We start from the raw sequence: 18,586 nt of genomic DNA, 5'->3' as shown, positions 1-18,586 counted from the left end.
TGTTGATGGCGTCTGTTACATGCATAAGCCGCGATTCGGATTCAGATTGGTCTTGCGTTCTCGGTGAAGCAATTTCGAGCAATGAGCCTTGCTGGTTGTGCTTTGATTCCAAGCCGGAAAGAAGGACACCAACTTTTTGATACTCATGCCCTTCCCGAAAAATTCTGCGAAGCATCTCTGAAGCATGGTGCACGAGCAATGGTGTGTAGTCTGTAGGCTTATCCAGTGTGTGGTTAATATACTCTGCATGCTGATCACCGGGGCGATGCGTGCTTGTTTTAATGAAAACTGAAAGCGTGGAGGCAAGCAGCTCTTCGCGGCGCAGCTTTTCTGCGGCTCGTACCATGTAGGCTACGGCTGCTTCCTGTGCATCTTTTTTCTCAGTGACAGGTGAACCAAACGAACGAGACGAACGGATGCTTCGACGGGTTGCTGGTGCGTCGTCTAAAGCGATAGAAGAAATACCGCGCAGCTCGAATGCTGTGTATAGCCCTGTTACGGTGAGCATTTTTTGTAGCCATGCATTATCTCTGTCCCGCAATTGCCTTGCGCTGGTAATGCCGTAATTGAAGAGCTTTTCAGAGGACTTGCGCCCTATTCCCCAAATGTCACCTACGGGTACTGTTTCCAATAAGGCATTTATCTGCGATTTGTTTTCCCATTGTTCATTCATGTTGTAGACACCTGAAGAGGAGGGAGTTTTTTTACAGATATGACTGGCTATTTTTGCAAGCGTTTTAGTGGGTGCTATGCCTATTGATACGGGAACACCTGTCCATTTGTAGACAGTATTACGGATATGCTGTGCGTATTCAGTAAGATTGTATGTAGTAAACCCATCAAGACGTAGAAAGGCTTCATCGATAGAATAAATTTCCATGTCAGGGCAAAATGTTCTCAGCGTCTTCATAACGCGTTCAGATAAATCACCATAGAGAGGGTAGTTCGAAGAAAATACCGTAACGTTATTCCGCTGAAGAAACCGCTTCTGCTTAAAATAGGGCGCAGCCATTTGCACGCCAAGTTTTTTTGCTTCGTTGGAGCGTGAAATGATACAGCCATCATTGTTAGAAAGTACAATGATAGGCTTTCCGATGAGGTCAGGCCTAAACACCCGCTCGCAGGAACAGTAGAAATTATTACAATCTACCAATGCGTAAGCTGCAACGGTCACTTTTTCTTCCTGAGCGCATGGATAACGGACGTAGCAACGCCCCACACTTCAAAATTCTCGTTGTGTGTTACTTCTACTGGCTTGTATTCAGGATTATCCGGCATAAGCGCAACCCGCCCGTTTTTCTGCCATAGGCGCTTTACGGTTAATGTACCATTGAGCATAGCAACCACAATTGAGTTGTGTGTCGGCGACACCGAGCGATCTACCACGAGAAGGTCATCCGTATGGATTCCGGCACCATTCATGGAATCACCTTTTATACGCAGAAAAAAGGTCGCCGGTGGATTGTTCACGAGCAACTTGTTCAAATCGAGCGCACCTTCCAGATAGTCATCTGCCGGAGACGGAAACCCAACGTGTGCGCACGACGTATGACTAGGTTTGCCTCTATCTGAGCTCACGCTATTTTCTGGAAAATCAGTTGTCCTTTTCATATATCTACCTCTCTTCGCACACTGCAATTGCAGCCTGCCTCTATGTACCGTAGACTACGCTAGTGTTACGGGCTATGCGAGTGCAACGACGGCATATGTACATATTCACTTTTACTCAACCGTATTTATGAAAAATTTATCACTCAATTCATTTGATCCGCGCTTAAAAATCATCCTTGCTGCCGCTATCGGAATGCTCACGTGGCATGTTCCGGTGTACGCGCTTTGCATATATGCATTTGGTATTCTTATTCTTGGAATCAGCAATCGTGTGCACATCAATCTTGGTCAACGCGCTGTTGCAACATACATTTACTTTATTGTTACGTGGGCAGGAATTAAATTCGCACTGGATTGCACTCCCCTCCTCCAAGGCATAACGCCGGATTACCAAACAGCAGCACTGGAAGCAGGCACGCTGGCTCTGCGACTGACCATCCTTATTGGGATTGGGATTCTGCTTGCAACAACAAGCTCCGCTCGTCAGCTTGGGCTTGCCCTTTCGTGGTTTCTGCGCCCTATACTTGGTAAACGTAGTTGGGAACCGGCGTTAAGCTTAGCGCTTATGATTCACTTCATTCCGCTTATCCAACGCACGTTCACACAGGTACTACAGGCTATGGAGCTACGAAATCCCCCGCGTTCTAAATGGCAACGTTTCATCCTTGTTCCCCAAGCGGTGCTACGCATTTGTGCTCAAAAAACATGGACACAAACAGTTGCAGTTGCGGCACGTAAGCTGGATTCCCCTGAAGCCTGGGTTCCTCATTTTTCTGTATGTTATAGGGATATTATAATTTCTTTATGTATCCTTCTTGCTGCAACATCACCCCTTAGTTTGATCCAAATATAATTTGAGTTTTTTTCTATCCGCAACACTTTTTATCTGACACCTATTTTGTTCGTGATGAATTTTATTTGCGTATGATTTTATTTGACACAGTTTTTATTTGACACTCAAGTTTTTCGAGCGTAGTCCTTTTTTCAGAAAAAAAACAAAAGGACTTTCATATGCTGTTTGACTCTGTATTTGTTATGGCACTGCAAAGTGCCCTTGCACTTGGTTTTATTCATGGCATCAATCCGTGTGGCCATTCATGGCTGGTTCTTGCTCCATTTACATACGGAGCCAAAGACGGAAAGCATGTCTTTTCCATTACTTCTGGTTTTATTCTTGGCACCACCCTCGCGTGCATTGCCATAGGATTTTCCTTAGGTTCCATCTCACTCGCTATCCCTGCATCTTTTAAAACTGCTATTGATGTTATCACCGTCGGAGTTTTGATCGTACTTGGGCTCATCCTTATTATTAAGCCCCACCTGCTTCACAGTCATGATCATGAACATGATCACGGACATAATCACGACCACGGACATGACCACAATCATAGTCACGAACATGCTGAAGCCTGCTGCGGCACTCACCATCATCACGAAAAATTACAACCACTGACTTTCGGAAATGCAGCGCTTGCTACAGAACCTGCATACGTTCTCGGACAACCCGTCAGTGCTGCAACAATAAGTCAAAGTGAATTCGTGATGGGGCAGAAGGTAAGCACACAAAAAAAAGAGCAGACACACAGCCATCATCATGGTTGCGGTTGCTCAACAAGCAGTAAAATTACAAAAGTTACGTTTTGGGGGCTGACAGTCTTCGGCTTCCTCAATATGATCGTCCCCTGCCCGACCGTTGCGATAATGTACACATACGGTCTGGATTCAGGAAACATCCTGAAAAGCACACTGGTATTTTTAAGTTACGCTGTTGGCACAGGATTAACACTTTCCGCTGTCATTTTTGCAATTTACAAAGCAACAAACGCATTGAACGCACTCAATAAACCGTGGATTGAACCACTCGTTATGCGAACCGCAGGAGTGCTGACAATCGTATTTGCTGTATATTCATATTTAGCTGACACAAGTATGATCTAAAGGAGATCAGTGATGGAACTTGATGAGTTGAATCACGCCATAGTGGAGTTTTACGAAAAATTATCCTCTTGGGAACATGATGTTGTACGCGAAAAAGGGCTTACCCTTCCACAAATTCATGCTCTTGAGATTCTCGGTATACATGAATCCATGCGAATGAAAGAACTCGCAAATTGGATGGGTACGACCACAGGTACCCTTACAGTACTGATCGATCGACTCGAGAAAAAAGATTACGTGCGCCGTTGTCCGCATAAAACCGACCGTCGTTCGATCATTATTGAACTTACCGACACAGGCAGACAAATGTTTTTAGAGCATGATAAACTGCACATGCAGTTGACTGAAACCATGGTCTCCGACCTTTCACAGGAAGAACGAGATTGTCTGAAACAATGCTTTGAAAAAATGAATAAAGCTTTTTAATGCACTGGGCCGAACTCATTGCTATTTCAATTGCGCTTGCAGTTGACGCTTTCGCTGTAGCGATCGCTGCAGGTGTACGTTTAAAAGGTGCTAACGCACGTCAAACATTTCGGATGGCATGGCACTTTGGCTTTTTTCAGGCTGCGATGCTTATCGTGGGCTGGCTCGCTGGAGCCTCCATAAAATCCTACTTAGACGCCTACACTCATTGGATTGCCTTCGGGCTTTTACTTTGGGTTGGTATCAGGATGATTATGGGAGCCCTTAAGCACCCAACCAGAGAAGAAGCCGCTGAGCATTACGATCCAACCAAAGGCGCATCACTCATCATGCTTGCTATCGCAACATCTATTGATGCACTTGCTGTGGGATTGTCGCTTTCCGTTCTCAACCATCTAATATGGTTCCCTGCGTTTGTTATCGGTGTCACAGCAGCACTGTTTACACTGGCAGGTTTGCACATTGGAAAGCTTATCGGCAATACTTCATCGCTAGGTAAATATGCAGAAGTCGGCGGTGGGGTTGTTCTCATCCTCATTGGCATTGATGTCATAATGTAAAAAGAAAGGGTGGAGCTTAATGCTCCACCCTTTTTACTTATGCTTTCATTTCTTCAGTCAACGATCGTAACTCAAGTACCATCTCTTGTAGATCTTCTACAGCAACGATCGCAGCGCCAAGGGTTTGCACCCCTTCATCCGTAATCGTACTTATCTCTGAAGATGACTTACTTATCTGTTCTGAAGTTGCAGACTGCTCTTCCGTTGCAGTCGCAATGGCAGTGATTTCACCGAGAGCCTCATCCATCATTTCCTTGATGGAAACAAGTAACTCACCGGAAGCCTCTGCCTTAGCAGTACCTTCGCCCACTGCAGCGATAGCTTTTTCCACACCACCCGCAACGTTCAGTGTAGAACTCTGGATGCTGTTAACAGCTTCACCAACTTCACGGGTTGCCGTGGTGGTTTTTTCTGCAAGCTTGCGAACTTCATCAGCAACAACCGCAAAACCTTTACCGGCTTCACCGGCACGTGCCGCTTCAATAGCTGCGTTAAGCGCCAGCAGGTTTGTCTGATCAGCAATATCTGAAATTACACGAATAACATTCCCGATGTCATCCGCATGTTTTCCTAGATCAGCCATCTGTTCATTCAACTCTGCCGCTTCGTTATTCACTTTGCTAATCGCATGAATCGTTTCGTTCACAACAGATGAACCTTCATCCACACGATCGCTACAGACTCCTGTGCTGGAAGCCGCGTTACTTGCATTCTTCGCAACCTCTAAAACCGTAGCATTCATCTCTTCAACAGCAACAGCAGTCTCAGAGGCACGTTCCTGCTGAATATGTGCGCCGCTGGTCGTCTCGTTAATCTGACCCAGTAAATTACTCGCAGCAGATTCCAAGGAAACAGCCACAGCGTCGACCCGGTCAGCAACTTCAAGGGTAGCATTATGCTGTTCGGAAATACGCGCTTCTGTTGCGCGTATTTCTGTTAAGTCATAGTACAAACCAAACGCGCCAAGAATATTACCGGAAACATCGTAAATCGGTGTCACAGTGTAGTAAACAGTAAGTGTTTTCCCGTCCACACGCGTAATGACGCCCTCTTCCCGTGTTTCTCTTCCGTCCCGAACAGCCTGAAGCAATCTAGTTTCACTACTTGCGTCATCAAAGAAAACTTCACCGGAAGTCTTTCCTAGATATCCATCAGGAGTTCCGGTTCTACCAAATAACTCTACAAGCTCTTTGTTCATGAATGAGAAACAACCCTCTGTATCCACAACACCGCACGGAAAGTTAATCCCCTTCAGCACACCTTGTGACATACCAAGCTGTTCTTTCAATTCAACGGACATCTCGCGAAGATGTTCAGCCAGTATCTTTAATTCGTGTCGGAAGTTACCTTCCAGTTTTGCTTCAAAATCACCAGATGCAATTTCTTTGGAATATTCACCAAGAGCTGCCAGCGGTGTTGCAAAAACTTTGCGGATACCGAAAAGCAAAATTATGGATGCAGCCAGCAAAGTAAACACGCCTATACATATAATGATAAAACGCTGCCTATCCGCTGTTGCAACTAACTCTTTACGAGGGACAGTTGTGCTGATGTACCAACCAGTCTTTTCGTTTTTCACAAAACGCTGAGACTTTTCAGTTCCCTTATAGGTGTAACTAAAAAAGTTTTTTCCAGCGGCCTCTGTTTGAATAATTTTATCATAAACAGAAGAACGTTTAAAAATAACCTTATCATTCGGGTGCGCCACAATTGTGCCTGCGGCATCAATCAAATATGCATATCCTGATTTACCAAATGAAACCGGATCAATATATCGTTCACCAAAATTACCAACATCTGCAAAGACAACAACGCCACCGATAAGGGTGTTATCTACAAAATCATATAATCGAGCACCCATACCGAGCAGGCGACGCCCAATCACATCATCAGAAATAACATGTTGTGTTATGAATAATTCATCGCTTCCGTCCAAAAGCTTTGCTTTCCACAGTGCAGCCCGTTCCACATCGCCATTCAGCGAAGGGCCACTGCGGGTAACGCCGGAAGTAATTTCCCCTTTTGTATTAAAAACAAAAACGGCCTCCACATCACTATTCAGCTTCAGAATATTATCCAGAAGCTTACGCCCTTCTTCACCTTCCACCCATGCGCTGTTGATAACGTCTTCATGACCAGCAAGGTAGGTGACGAGTGAATTAATATTGGCAGTAAATTGCTTTAAGGAGGTATCTGCCAGCACCGTTTCTCTGTCCATTGCTTCAAGCTGAATATCTTCAACAATTTCGTTTGTTGAAGAGGAAACATACAGCACGATACATAAAACTGAGACTGAAACGATGAGTAAAACTGTTGCAACAAGTTCAGTAGCAATACTTTTTATGCGCACATTAAACCCCTATTTTACCGATAAAACTTAAACCCCACGTAAACGATTTCCATGACCATTTTTGATCCTGCACACTCGTATAGATTTTGAAAGAAAACGCACATTTTTTCTTTCGTACAACCATCCATAAGTATGTGTTATCACGCAGTTGGAGAACCGTATCGTTTCTCATCGGTTAAAAGAAGCAAAACTTTAAATAACAAAAGCAATCACCTACGCTATAAAAAGCATTCAATATCTATTTTTTAAAGTACGCTATGAACTCCTGATTACCCTTAGGCCCCTTGATGCTGGATGGAACAACCCCCAGCAATGTAAGCTTTAATTCATTTATGGCAAAACCTGTTACGTCATCTATTGCCTGTTGGTGCAAAGCAGGATCACGCACAACGCCTTTGTCGGTCATACCAGGTCCTAATTCAAACTGAGGCTTAATGAGCATAGCCACTTCACCACCATCACGAAGCAGAGCAACGCAAGGAGGAAGAACAAGCTTCAAGGAGATAAAAGACACATCACCTACAACGAGATCAAGCGGCTCTGGAATAATTGTGTCATTGAGATTACGCAGGTTCGTACGCTCGAGATTAATAACACGCTCGTCCTGACGCAGCTTTTCGTGCAATTGGCCGTAACCAACATCCACTGCATATACTTTTGTAGTACCATGCTGAAGCAGGCAATCAGAGAATCCACCCGTGGACGCACCGGCATCCAATGCCACCTTACCCGCAGGATCAATTCCAAAATGTTCAATCGCTGTAAGCAGTTTATAAGCACCGCGACTAACAAAGCGTTCAACGCCCTTAACTTCGAATAGAGATTCTAAATCCATTTTTTGACCCGGCTTTATAACCGGCTCTGGGTTACCGTTGCGAATAACGTACACTTGACCTGCCATAATAAGGCGTTTAGCCTTTTCACGGCTATCTGCCAGACCCGCATCAAAAACAAGTTGATCGGCTCGTTCTTTTTTTGCCATATTATTTGCCTTGACATTGAAGCAAGGGAGGCATACGCACTCCTTGCCGGTTATAATTACAAGATCGCGCGGGACATCTTAGACTGCGACGAGCCAGCTATGTATTTAAACCATAGCGTGTTCGGCTCGGTAAAAATTGCTTTGCACCTCGGTGAGATACGAAACAAATTCATTCACCCCGAGGCAGGCAGACTAGTTAAATGCAGTTTTATGATGCCACGCTTATAAACCAAAGCGAACTGTCAACTACATCATCGTTTGTGGAGACTCAATATATTTTTCTTGCCTTCCAAACGCAACTGACGTAAGAAAATCCGTTCTGCATCTTCGTGAGGAGTTTTATATGAAAAAAGATACCCATCCTAAAGTGTTCCAGGCAAAAATCTCTTGTGCATGCGGCTATGAATCCGTAGCACGTTCTACTAAAGGTGACGCAGTAGCAGTTGAAATTTGCTCTCAGTGCCACCCGTTCTACACTGGTAACCAGCGTTTCGTTGATACCGCAGGTCGTATTGACCGTTTCCGCAAGAAATACGCAAGTTTCCAGAAATAGCATTTTTCTCGCATTTTTTGAGGCCGTCGCCAGACCGGCGGCGAATCTTCCTCCCCTTAAAGGTTTGCTTTTTGGGGAGGAGTATTCTTTAGCTCGACTGCGAGGAACAGATGACTACTCTCCGCAAAAATTTCCGCTCTATTTTATCAGCCATACTTTCTGCAGCCCGATGCAATGTCGGTGGTCAGGCAGTTATGGAAGGCGTCATGATGCGCAATCAGGACCGATTAGCTATTGCAGTTCGCAAAGCTGACGGCTCGATTATTGTGGATCAACGCCCTTGGTTTACCTTTTCAAAGGCTGATTTTTTCAAGCGTCCTTTCGTACGCGGCTTTCCTATTCTTATTGAAACATTGGTCAACGGCATTAAGGCTCTCAATTTTTCCGCTACACAAGCTGTAGACGGCGAAGAGGAAGAAGAACTTAAACCGTGGCACCTCACCCTTACACTCATCTGTTCTGTTGGCATCGCACTGTTCCTTTTTGTTGTGCTGCCACACCTGTTCTCCATCGGGATGAACTACTTAGGGCTTGGTGGTGATGTTGACGGGCTTTCGTTTCAGATATGGGACGGCTTCTTCAAATTCAGCATCTTTTTGGGATACATCATTAGTATCTCATTCATCCCTGACATTAAGCGTGTTTTCCAGTACCATGGCGCCGAACATAAAGTAATCTGGGCGTTTGAAGACGGAAAAGCTGTAAGCCCCGGTTCTGCAATTCTGCATAGTAGATTGCACCCGCGCTGCGGCACCACCTTCATGCTCTTTGTTCTGTCCGTAGCCATCATTCTGCACACCATTCTGGTTCCAGCAATGCTTATGGTCTGGACACCTGAATCGACATACGTAAAACACGGTTTCATTATCTTCTTTAAGCTGTTGCTCATGGCGCCTATCAGCGCATTTGCATATGAACTCATTAAGTACAGCGCAAAGATTAATGACACATTTTTAGGCAAACTCCTCAGCGCTCCGGGTATGATGCTGCAAATGCTCACCACCCATGAACCAGATTCAAAGCAGCTTGAGGTTGCCATTGTTGCACTTAAGGAAGCTCTCGGCGACGAGGCTCCTGACGATATATATACCCCTGAGTATACAGTAGCGGAGAAAGAATAATGTTAGCCAAGTTAGAACATCTTGAGCGCAAATTCGAAGACCTTGAAATGCAGCTTAGCTCTCCTGAAGTCTTTGGTGACCAGGAACGCTACCGCAAGCTGACCAAGGCTCATTCAGATCTTAAAGACATCGTTGAAGCATTCCGTAAATACCGCATCATGCAAGAGTCTCTTTCTGAAAATAAAGAACTCATGGGTGACAGCGATCCGGAACTTGCCGAAATGGCAAAAGAAGAAGTTAAAGAACTTGAGCGCAATATTCCTGAAATGGAAGCTCACCTTACAGTTTTACTTCTTCCTAAAGATCCAATGGATGAAAAGAACACCATTCTGGAAATCCGTGCAGGTACCGGCGGCGACGAAGCAGCACTGTTTGCTGGTGACTTGTTCCGCATGTACTCCCGCTACGCTGAACGCATCGGCTGGAAAGTCGAACTACTCAGCACCAGCGAAACCGGAACCGGTGGCCTCAAAGAGGTTATCGCACTTGTTAAAGGTGACAAAGTATACAGCCGCCTCAAGTTCGAATCCGGCATCCACCGCGTGCAGCGAGTTCCTGCAACAGAAACTCAGGGTCGCGTTCACACTTCCGCTGCTACAGTCGCAATTATGCCTGAAGCAGAAGAGGTTGACGCAAACATTCGTAACGAAGACCTTCGATACGACGTTTTCCGTGCTTCCGGCCCTGGTGGTCAGTCCGTTAACACAACTGACTCCGCTATCCGCGTAACACACCTTCCAACTGGCCTTGTTGTTTCCTGTCAGGATGAAAAATCCCAGCACAAGAACAAAGCCAAAGCGCTTAAAATCCTCTCCTCCCGCTTATTGCAGAAGGTACAGCAGGAACAGCATGATGAACTTGCTGAACAGCGCAAATCTCAGGTTGGCTCCGGTGACCGCTCCGGTCGTATCCGTACATACAACTTCGGACAAGGTCGCTGTACAGACCACCGCATCAATCTGACCATGTACAAACTTGACGCCATCATGGATGGCGACATCAACGAGCTGATCGACGCTCTTATCACTGCAGATCAGGCTGAGAAGCTCAAATCTCAGGCTGACGCATAACACGAGGGCATTATGGCGGTACAAAAACCCGCACAGCTCACCATTCAGTCGATTATTACAGCCTTCTCGGAATACCTTTCCGGGAAGGCTGTTGATTCTCCAAGACTTTCGGCTGAACTAGTGCTCCGCAAAATTCTCGGCATCTCCCGTCTCGATATTCTTATCAACTCCAAACGTGAAGTTTCCACTGAAGCATACGCTGAAATGGAAAAGCTCATCCTCCGTCGAGGCACTGGTGAACCTGCCGCATACATCATGGGCGAACGTGAATTCTACGGGCGACCGTTTCATGTCAATTCACACACCCTTATTCCCAGACCGGAAACTGAACATCTCATCGAAGCCATTGTAGAGCGATTCTCCCATAAGGGTGCATTCCGTTTTGCAGATTTGGGCACTGGAAGCGGCTGCATTGCCACAACCATCGCCGCAGAATTACCTGAAGCATTCGGGGTTGCTGTCGACCTTTCTGAAGGGGCAATAACCACAGCAAAGCAGAATATTCATGACAATCAGGTTGCAGATAGAGTCACATGTATCCGTGCCGATTTCACCACACCGTTGTTCAAAAACAACACATTTGACCTAATTGCCACAAATCCGCCGTATGTTAGCCAGTCCGAATATATAACTCTGGATCGAGAAGTTCAGCAATTTGAACCATCTTCAGCACTCGTCCCTGGAACAAGTGGACTTGAACATGGGATACCACTTATTGAACTTGCTGCAACATGGCTTAAGCCTTCAGGATTTTTCATTATGGAAATGGGATTTTGGCAAGGCGCTGATTTAATGAAAGAATTTTCGAAAAACACTGACATATGGCGCGAAACAGCTGTCATAAAAGACCTATCTGGTCATGACCGATTCGTCTGCGGATATAAAGCGTAGTACTGTGCTAAAAAGTCACAGTGTGCTAAAAACACACAGTTAGCTGCACTAGCTTCAGTATAAAAAAGACAACAAATTCACAATACTAAACATAACACTCTCTCTGGCACACTCTTTGCTTATACAGGGCTGGAGGGAATATTTAATGCTACAGAAGACAATTAATAAATCTATCGGATGCTCAGGCGTCGGTGTGCATAGCGGTAAAATAGTAAAACTTACTCTTCACCCTGCCACTGAAGACACAGGCATCATTTTTCACATACATGGCGAAGACGGCGTGAAGGTCATTGCACCAACACCACAGCTTGTTACTGCTACCCAGCTCGCAACAGTTCTCGGAGTCGGCAACACTTCTGCCGCTACCGTAGAGCACCTGCTCGCAGCAATTCACGGTATGCAGATCGACAACATCCGTATCGAAATTCAGGGCGGCGAAGTTCCAATTATGGACGGCTCAGCTGCTTCTTTCATATTTCTGCTTAAAGATGCCGGACTGCGCGAACAGAATCGACCTCGCACAGTAAAACGCATCAAGAAAGCAATCAATTTCGAACGTGATGGCAAACGCATCAGCGCCAAGCCGCACAAAGGTCTCTCCATCGACTACACAATCGACTTCGAGCACCCGCTAATCGGCGTGCAGACAATGTCCGTTGAAGTCACACCTGAGACATTTGCTACAGACATCGCAAAAGCACGTACCTTTGGCTTCTTCCGTGAAGTTGAATACATGCGCTCAAAGAAGCTCGCTCTTGGCGGCTCCCTCGATAACGCAATCGTACTTGATGACTATACTGTACTGAATGAAGATGGCCTGCGATTCCCTGATGAATTTGTTCGCCATAAGATTCTTGATTTCATCGGCGACATGGTAATGCTGGGCTCCCCTCTTGAGGGACACTTTGAAGTGTACTGCTCCGGCCATGCACTGAACAACCAGTTCCTGCGTACCATCGATGAAAATGCAGACATTTACCTTGAAAGCGTCACCGCAGAGGCTCCTGTAGCAGTTGAAGCTCCAGAAGTTGCTGCATCCGTGGCCGCACCAGCTGTAGCATAGAAAACCTCCCCCTCCTTTTTTGAACTCAGGGCCGCCTTTTGGCGGCCTTTTTCTATCCTACGTCTCGCATCTATATATATGTACCTAATCATCCAGCTGGACATGCGTTGCTTTTTAGGGGCATATTCAGCGCACTCGCAAAACCCATTGCGGGTATAAAACATAGATTATATTCCACTTTAAGAGTGGAAATATATAAAACACGTGTAGTACCACTTAGACTATAGTGTGTCCGCATCACTATTTTGCGGTAAAATTCACAGCACCTATGCAGCCTTTATCCAGATTATAGTGGACAAATGCGGTAAAAAGAAAGAGTGTCTGCACTTGTTACTTAGACAACCACTGTCTAAATGGCTAATTAGAAGAGAATCTTCACAGTTTTTGCTTTTTTTCAACTACCTGATTTATCAAGCTTTTTAAAAAAGAGGCAAAATAAATCAAAAAAAAAGTGTTTTTTACTTGCCAAAACTTTGGTGACTATATAGACACTCTCTCGTTGCTGGCGTGGCTCAATTGGTAGAGCAGCTGATTTGTAATCAGCAGGTTGCGGGTTCAAGTCCCATCGCCAGCTCCAGTACAGGTGGGGTTCCCGAGTGGCCAAAGGGAACAGACTGTAAATCTGTCGGCGTATGCCTTCGGAGGTTCAAATCCTCCCCCCACCACCAGTTGCTAAGTAGCAGGCTGTAGGAGACTCAAGTCGGAGAACTACGGCACTTATAAGCGGGAATAGCTCAATTGGTAGAGCATCAGCCTTCCAAGCTGAGGGTTGCGAGTTCGAGTCTCGTTTCCCGCTCCATTAGCCTGAGTTCTCCCTATAGCTTTTTGAATAAGAGAAGCTCTCATAGCTCAGTTGGTAGAGCGCATCCTTGGTAAGGATGAGGTCAGCAGTTCAATTCTGCTTGAGAGCTCCATTAATTATTTTCGGATAACCGAGAAAATTCATTGCCAGGGAGATCTACTCATGGGTAAACAAAAATTTGAACGCAGTAAGCCGCATGTTAACATCGGCACTATTGGTCACATTGACCACGGTAAAACCACCCTTACAGCAGCTATCACTAAAGTTGCTGCACTTAAAATGGGCGGCACTGCTGTAGCTTTTGACGAAATCGATAAAGCTCCAGAAGAAAAAGAACGCGGTATCACTATCGCAACTGCACACGTAGAGTACGAAACTGACAAACGTCATTACGCTCACGTTGACTGCCCAGGTCACGCAGACTACATCAAAAACATGATCACCGGTGCAGCACAGATGGATGGTGGTATCCTCGTTGTTGCAGCTACAGACGGTCCTATGCCTCAGACTCGTGAGCACATCCTGCTCGCTCGTCAGGTTGGTGTACCATCCCTCGTTGTTTTCATGAACAAATGCGACATGGTTGACGACGAAGAACTGCTTGAACTCGTAGAAATGGAAGTTCGTGAACTTCTTTCTTCTTACGATTTCCCAGGTGACGACATTCCTGTAATTCGTGGTTCTGCACTTAAAGCTCTCGAAGCAGATTCTGCTGACGACGCTGCTGCAGGTCCTATCCTCGAACTCCTCGACGCTTGTGACTCTTACATTCCTGAGCCAGAGCGTGACATCGACAAACCTTTCCTTCTTCCTATCGAAGACGTGTTCTCCATCTCCGGTCGTGGTACAGTAGTAACTGGCCGTATCGAACGTGGTGTTGTAACAGTTGGTGAAGAAGTTGAGATTGTTGGTATCAAAGATACTCGCAAAACTACTTGTACCGGCGTAGAAATGTTCCGTAAACTTCTCGACCGTGGTGAAGCTGGCGATAACGTTGGTCTTCTCATCCGTGGTATTAAACGTGAAGAAGTTGAGCGTGGTCAGGTTCTTTGTAAACCTGGTTCCATCAACCCTCACACCAAGTTTAAAGCTGAAGTATACGTACTTTCTAAAGATGAAGGCGGACGTCACACTCCATTCTTCACCGGCTACCGCCCTCAGTTCTACTTCCGCACAACTGACATCACTGGCGTAATCGCTCTTGACGAAGGTGTTGAAATGGTAATGCCAGGCGATAACGCTGTATTCAACGTAGAAATGATTCACCCAATCGCAATGGAAACTGGTCTTCGCTTCGCTATCCGCGAAGGTGGCCGTACCGTAGGCGCTGGTGTTGTTTCTGAGATCGTGGAGTAATTCATGCGCGTTAATATCCAGCTCGCTTGCACAGAGTGCAAACGACGCAATTACGCGACCGTAAAGAACAAGAAAAACACTACTGCTCGTGTTGAATTGAACAAGTATTGTCCTTGGGACAAGAAACACACTCTTCACCGCGAAACTAAGTAAGTAGTTGTTATAAGAACGCAGGGGTGTAGCTCTAACGGCTAGAGCGCCGGTCTCCAAAACCGGATGTTGCGGGTTCGAATCCCTCCACCCCTGCCATTTTCTTCCTTCTTACAACGGCGAGGCGACAATGGCAAAAAAGCACTCCAAAAAAGCTGACGCGAAAGCTACTGAAGCTAACAAAGCAGTTCAGTTTAAAGAGTTCTTCGAAGAGTCCCAGGTCGAAATTAAAAAAGTAGTCTGGCCCTCCCGAAAAGAGACAGTGACAACCAGCATCGCAGTGCTGGCTCTTGTTGTTGTTATGTCTCTATTTCTTGGCTTTGTAGACCTTAGTCTTACAAAGCTCGTAGAATACATTCTTTCCTAAACGGATATTCCTATGACCGAGGAACAAGCACCCGTAAGAAAAGCTCGTTGGTACATTATCCACACCTACTCAGGTTTTGAGCAGCGTGTAGAGCAGACCATCGCTCAGATGATCCGCACCGGCGAAGCTCAAGGTGACATTGAGGAAGTTGTTGTACCTACTGAGAAAGTGGTAGAACTTGTAAAAGGTGAAAAACGCACCTCAACTCGTAAGTTTTATCCAGGTTATGTTATGGTCAAAATGATCATGACTGATCTCTCTTGGCATCTTATTTCCAACATTCAGCGGGTTACTGGCTTCATTGGCGGCAAAAACCGCCCTACCCCTATGCGGGATTCAGAAGCAGCGCGTATCCTCGCTATGATGGAAGAACGTCAGGAACAGCCTCGTCCTAAGTTCAACTTTGAACGCGGTGATGAAGTACGCGTTATTGATGGACCGTTCGGCGGTTTCAACGGCGTCGTGGAAGATGTAAACTACGACAAGGGTAAGCTCAGAGTATCCGTATCTATTTTCGGCAGACAAACACCTGTCGAGCTGGACTTTGTTCAGGTAGATAAGGGATAAACAAGCACAATAAAGCACTTATCGCCACGCAAGTGGCGTTTGCTATAGAGGTATAGTGGTATGGCTAAAAAAGAAATTGCAAAAATTAAGCTTCAGATTCCTGCTGGTGCGGCGAACCCGTCTCCTCCAGTAGGTCCTGCTCTTGGTCAGCACGGCCTTAACATCATGGAATTTTGTAAGTCGTTTAACGCAAAAACCATGGATCAGAAAGGCATGATCATTCCTGTAATCATTACAGTATTCCAGGATCGTTCATTCACTTTCATCACCAAAACCCCACCTGCATCCGTGCTGCTTATTAAAGCTGCTAAAGTTGCTAAAGGTTCTGGCGAACCAAACCGTGATAAGGTTGGTTCCGTTACCGATGCACAGATCGAAGAAATTGCTACACTCAAAATGCCTGACCTTAACGCTGCAGACATTGATGCAGCTAAAAAGATCATCGCAGGTACTGCCCGTTCTATGGGCATTGATGTTAAATAGCATTCTGTAAATCAGTTGGACTGCCGTTCGCCGTGGTTATATTACCCCGGCTATTTTATCTTAGATCGAGCGGCAGGAGATTAACACAGAGAAGAAAAAGGATATTACTATGCCTAAGCATGGGAAAAAATACCGTAAAGTGGCTGACGGCCTTGAGCTTACAGCACGTTTTGCAGTTGATGAAGCGATGGCCAAAGTAGTTGATTCTGCTTATGCAAAATTTGATGAAACTGTTGACGTTGCTATCAACCTCGGCGTTGATCCTAAATACTCTGACCAGATGGTTCGTGGCGCATGTTCACTTCCACACGGTCTTGGTAAAGATGTGCGCGTAGCAGTATTCTGTAAAGGCGAAAAACAGGCTGAAGCTCGTGAAGCTGGCGCTGAAATCGTTGGTGCAGAAGAGCTCGTAGCAGAAGTTAAAGCCGGTAACCTCGACTTTGACAAAGCTATCGCAACTCCAGACGTTATGGCTCTCGTAGGTCAGATCGGCCGCGTACTTGGCCCTCGTGGTCTTATGCCTAACGCAAAAACTGGCACTGTTACTTTTGATGTAGCAAACGCAGTTAAAGAAATGAAAGCTGGCCGCGTTGAATTCAAAGTTGACAAAGCTGGTATTCTTCACGCTCCAATCGGTAAAGTATCCTTCGGTGCTGAAAAGCTCATGGATAACCTTAAAACCGTTCTTGAGAACGTGAACCGTCTCAAGCCATCATCCGCTAAAGGTGCTTACATGAAGGCTATGTCCCTCTCAAGCACTATGGGTCCTGGCTACAAAGTAGACCCTACTCTTATTCGTAAATTCACCGACGCTTAATTGATTCGGTAGATTATATTTAGGTAGGAGCGAAGCTTTCCGTTTCGCTCCTACTTTTTGGCAGAGGACTGGAATTCTGAGTCGAAGACAGTAGGCATTTATAAGACCTACCGAGACAATTTGGCTTGGTTTTCCATTGGCAAATCCCCCTTAGTCTAAGGAGACTAACGTGAACAGGTCTGAAAAAGCCGCCATTATTGAGCGCCTGAAAGAAAAAGCTGAAGGTGCTTCTATTGCGGTTGTGACTGATTTCAAGGGCTTGCCGGTGGAAGAGATGACCGTGCTCAGAAGTGACCTTCGCAATGCTAGTGGTGAATACCACGTTGTGAAGAACACTCTGGCTCGCATCGCAGTCACCGGTGGTGATCATGAAGTTCTCGCTGATACATTCAAAGAGAACTCAGCTATCGCCCTTGGTTTCGAAGATCCCGTTGCAGTTGCTAAGGCTGTCGTTGAATTCGCTAAAAAAAGCAAACACCTCGTTGTTAAGCATGCCTCACTTGAAGGCAAGCTCCTCACCGAAGCTCAGCTTGGCGAACTCGCAAAGCTCCCTGGCAAGCAGCAGTTGCTTGGTATGGCGCTTGGCACAATGAACGCCGTTCCAACAAACTTTGTTGGCCTTTTCGCCAACATTCTGCGCAACTTCCTCTACGCTCTGAATGCTATCAGAGATCAGAAAGAAGCTGCATAAGCAGAACTTGTATTAACTAAAATTATTAAGCCAAAATTACTTTAAGGAGACTACCATGTCCGTGACCAAAGAACAGGTTGTAGAATTTATCTCTAGCATGACCGTACTCGAACTTTCCGAATTCATCAAAGAACTCGAAGAAACCTTCGGCGTTTCCGCAGCAGCTCCAGTAGCAGCAGCAGCAGCAGCTCCAGCAGCAGCTGAAGCAGCTGAAGAACAGACTGAATTTGATGTTATCCTCAAAGCTTGTGGCGGCAACAAAATTGCTGTTATTAAAGCAGTTCGTGCTCTTACAGGTCTTGGCCTCAAAGAAGCTAAAGAAGCTGTAGATAGCGCTCCTAAAGCAATCAAAGAAGCTGCATCTAAAGAAGATGCTGAAGCTGCTAAGAAAGCTCTCGAAGAAGCAGGCGCAGAAGTAGAAGTTAAGTAATTCTACTTTTTACTGCTGAAGCGAATTCAGGCGCGGGCGGGAATTTATTCTCGTCCGCGTTTTATTAGCTCTGATGTACAGGGGTAGACCAAAAAAAAGCTTGCACAAAATCTAGTCGTGAACTAGATTACGCATTTGGTCGACTTGTCTTTGTTACGTAACGCTAATTAACAATTGGGCGACACGTTGCTGACCATTTCCGAACGTTTACCATCCCGAATTTTTTCATTTAATACAGAACATGACCGAGCGGACATGTTCTGCTTTCTGCTGCTGAATTTGCATGCCTCAAGCAGCACCTACCAGTTGCCCAGTCTTTCCGGACACCTAAGTCCACCGGGCACCCCTTTTTCGCATG

21 protein-coding genes and 5 tRNA genes are annotated in these 18,586 nt (G+C 45.8%); 22 read left to right on the top strand and 4 right to left on the bottom strand.

Annotation, left to right across the window (positions count from 1 at the left end):
- Both MKHDV_RS03960 and MKHDV_RS03955 read right to left on the bottom strand, forming a co-directional pair.
- The coding region (locus MKHDV_RS03960) for a Y-family DNA polymerase (RefSeq protein ID WP_160712465.1) at nt 1-1,174 on the bottom strand (1,174 nt) is incomplete at its 3' end.
- Nucleotides 1,171-1,611: a LexA family transcriptional regulator gene (locus MKHDV_RS03955; protein WP_160712463.1), complete on the bottom strand. Its 441-nt coding sequence runs from the start codon at nt 1,609-1,611 to the stop codon at nt 1,171-1,173. The genes MKHDV_RS03960 and MKHDV_RS03955, both read right to left, overlap by 4 nt.
- Before the next feature lie 127 nt (nt 1,612-1,738).
- Between MKHDV_RS03955 and MKHDV_RS03950 the strand changes: the two genes are divergently transcribed.
- From MKHDV_RS03950 to MKHDV_RS03935, 4 genes are all read left to right on the top strand, one after another.
- A complete protein-coding gene (locus MKHDV_RS03950) occupies nt 1,739-2,464 on the top strand; it encodes an energy-coupling factor transporter transmembrane component T (RefSeq protein WP_160712461.1) in 726 nt (241 codons plus the stop codon).
- 158 nt (nt 2,465-2,622) lie between these two features.
- Nucleotides 2,623-3,549 (top strand): sulfite exporter TauE/SafE family protein, encoded by a 927-nt coding sequence (locus MKHDV_RS03945; RefSeq protein ID WP_160712459.1) that lies wholly within the window; start codon nt 2,623-2,625, stop codon nt 3,547-3,549.
- 12 nt (nt 3,550-3,561) lie between these two features.
- Nucleotides 3,562-3,975, top strand: coding sequence for a MarR family winged helix-turn-helix transcriptional regulator (locus MKHDV_RS03940; protein ID WP_160712457.1), 414 nt, complete (start codon nt 3,562-3,564; stop codon nt 3,973-3,975).
- Nucleotides 3,975-4,535, top strand: a complete 561-nt coding sequence (locus MKHDV_RS03935) for a manganese efflux pump MntP family protein (RefSeq protein ID WP_160712455.1) — start codon at nt 3,975-3,977, stop codon at nt 4,533-4,535. The genes MKHDV_RS03940 and MKHDV_RS03935 overlap by 1 nt, the downstream gene beginning before the upstream one ends.
- A gap of 37 nt (nt 4,536-4,572) precedes the next feature.
- On the opposite strand, the gene MKHDV_RS03930 is transcribed toward MKHDV_RS03935, so the two are convergent.
- On the bottom strand, nt 4,573-6,885 hold the full coding sequence (locus MKHDV_RS03930; RefSeq protein ID WP_160712453.1) for a methyl-accepting chemotaxis protein: 2,313 nt from the start codon (nt 6,883-6,885) through the stop codon (nt 4,573-4,575).
- A gap of 238 nt (nt 6,886-7,123) precedes the next feature.
- Complete coding sequence (locus MKHDV_RS03925) at nt 7,124-7,867, bottom strand: TlyA family RNA methyltransferase (RefSeq protein ID WP_160712451.1); 744 nt, start codon at nt 7,865-7,867, stop codon at nt 7,124-7,126.
- 343 nt (nt 7,868-8,210) lie between these two features.
- On the opposite strand from MKHDV_RS03925, the gene rpmE reads away from it, so the two are divergent.
- The 18 genes from rpmE (at nt 8,211) to rplL (ending at nt 18,228) form a co-directional block, all read left to right on the top strand.
- Entirely contained in the window at nt 8,211-8,420 is a 210-nt protein-coding gene (gene rpmE / locus MKHDV_RS03920; protein WP_160712449.1) for a 50S ribosomal protein L31, read from the top strand.
- Between the two features lie 110 nt (nt 8,421-8,530).
- The gene (locus tag MKHDV_RS03915; RefSeq protein ID WP_160712447.1) at nt 8,531-9,541 is read left to right on the top strand and encodes a DUF1385 domain-containing protein; all 1,011 of its coding nucleotides are present in this window, start codon (nt 8,531-8,533) and stop codon (nt 9,539-9,541) included.
- Nucleotides 9,541-10,611: a peptide chain release factor 1 gene (gene prfA, locus MKHDV_RS03910; protein ID WP_160712445.1), complete on the top strand. Its 1,071-nt coding sequence runs from the start codon at nt 9,541-9,543 to the stop codon at nt 10,609-10,611. The genes MKHDV_RS03915 and prfA overlap by 1 nt, the downstream gene beginning before the upstream one ends.
- Before the next feature lie 12 nt (nt 10,612-10,623).
- A complete protein-coding gene (gene prmC, locus MKHDV_RS03905) occupies nt 10,624-11,502 on the top strand; it encodes a peptide chain release factor N(5)-glutamine methyltransferase (RefSeq protein WP_160712443.1) in 879 nt (292 codons plus the stop codon).
- A 145-nt stretch (nt 11,503-11,647) separates the two neighbouring features.
- Nucleotides 11,648-12,565, top strand: coding sequence for a UDP-3-O-acyl-N-acetylglucosamine deacetylase (lpxC, locus tag MKHDV_RS03900; RefSeq protein WP_160712441.1), 918 nt, complete (start codon nt 11,648-11,650; stop codon nt 12,563-12,565).
- Between the two features lie 501 nt (nt 12,566-13,066).
- A tRNA-Thr gene (locus MKHDV_RS03895) sits at nt 13,067-13,142 on the top strand.
- 5 nt (nt 13,143-13,147) lie between these two features.
- Nucleotides 13,148-13,233, top strand: a tRNA-Tyr gene (locus MKHDV_RS03890).
- Nucleotides 13,234-13,288: 55 nt separating this feature from the next.
- Nucleotides 13,289-13,364, top strand: a tRNA-Gly gene (locus MKHDV_RS03885).
- A gap of 39 nt (nt 13,365-13,403) precedes the next feature.
- Nucleotides 13,404-13,479, top strand: a tRNA-Thr gene (locus tag MKHDV_RS03880).
- Nucleotides 13,480-13,529: 50 nt separating this feature from the next.
- A complete protein-coding gene (tuf, locus tag MKHDV_RS03875) occupies nt 13,530-14,723 on the top strand; it encodes an elongation factor Tu (protein WP_160712439.1) in 1,194 nt (397 codons plus the stop codon).
- 3 nt (nt 14,724-14,726) lie between these two features.
- On the top strand, nt 14,727-14,876 hold the full coding sequence (rpmG, locus tag MKHDV_RS03870; RefSeq protein WP_066856494.1) for a 50S ribosomal protein L33: 150 nt from the start codon (nt 14,727-14,729) through the stop codon (nt 14,874-14,876).
- Between the two features lie 19 nt (nt 14,877-14,895).
- Nucleotides 14,896-14,972, top strand: a tRNA-Trp gene (locus MKHDV_RS03865).
- 31 nt (nt 14,973-15,003) lie between these two features.
- Nucleotides 15,004-15,240 (top strand): preprotein translocase subunit SecE, encoded by a 237-nt coding sequence (gene secE / locus MKHDV_RS03860; protein ID WP_160712437.1) that lies wholly within the window; start codon nt 15,004-15,006, stop codon nt 15,238-15,240.
- 12 nt (nt 15,241-15,252) lie between these two features.
- Complete coding sequence (gene nusG, locus MKHDV_RS03855; RefSeq protein ID WP_160712435.1) at nt 15,253-15,807, top strand: transcription termination/antitermination protein NusG; 555 nt, start codon at nt 15,253-15,255, stop codon at nt 15,805-15,807.
- 60 nt (nt 15,808-15,867) lie between these two features.
- Nucleotides 15,868-16,290 (top strand): 50S ribosomal protein L11, encoded by a 423-nt coding sequence (rplK, locus tag MKHDV_RS03850; RefSeq protein WP_160712433.1) that lies wholly within the window; start codon nt 15,868-15,870, stop codon nt 16,288-16,290.
- 109 nt (nt 16,291-16,399) lie between these two features.
- A complete protein-coding gene (rplA, locus tag MKHDV_RS03845) occupies nt 16,400-17,107 on the top strand; it encodes a 50S ribosomal protein L1 (RefSeq protein WP_160712431.1) in 708 nt (235 codons plus the stop codon).
- Nucleotides 17,108-17,276: 169 nt separating this feature from the next.
- Nucleotides 17,277-17,798, top strand: coding sequence for a 50S ribosomal protein L10 (gene rplJ, locus MKHDV_RS03840; protein ID WP_160712429.1), 522 nt, complete (start codon nt 17,277-17,279; stop codon nt 17,796-17,798).
- A 55-nt stretch (nt 17,799-17,853) separates the two neighbouring features.
- Complete coding sequence (gene rplL / locus MKHDV_RS03835) at nt 17,854-18,228, top strand: 50S ribosomal protein L7/L12 (protein WP_160712427.1); 375 nt, start codon at nt 17,854-17,856, stop codon at nt 18,226-18,228.
- Nucleotides 18,229-18,586: the final 358 nt, after the last annotated feature.

It is taken from the genome of Halodesulfovibrio sp. MK-HDV (assembly GCF_009914765.1).
In the GTDB taxonomy this organism is placed as follows: Bacteria; Desulfobacterota; Desulfovibrionia; order Desulfovibrionales; family Desulfovibrionaceae; genus Halodesulfovibrio.
The sequence above is the reverse complement of the archived record's forward strand: the minus strand, read 5'-3'. Positions and strand labels throughout refer to the sequence as shown.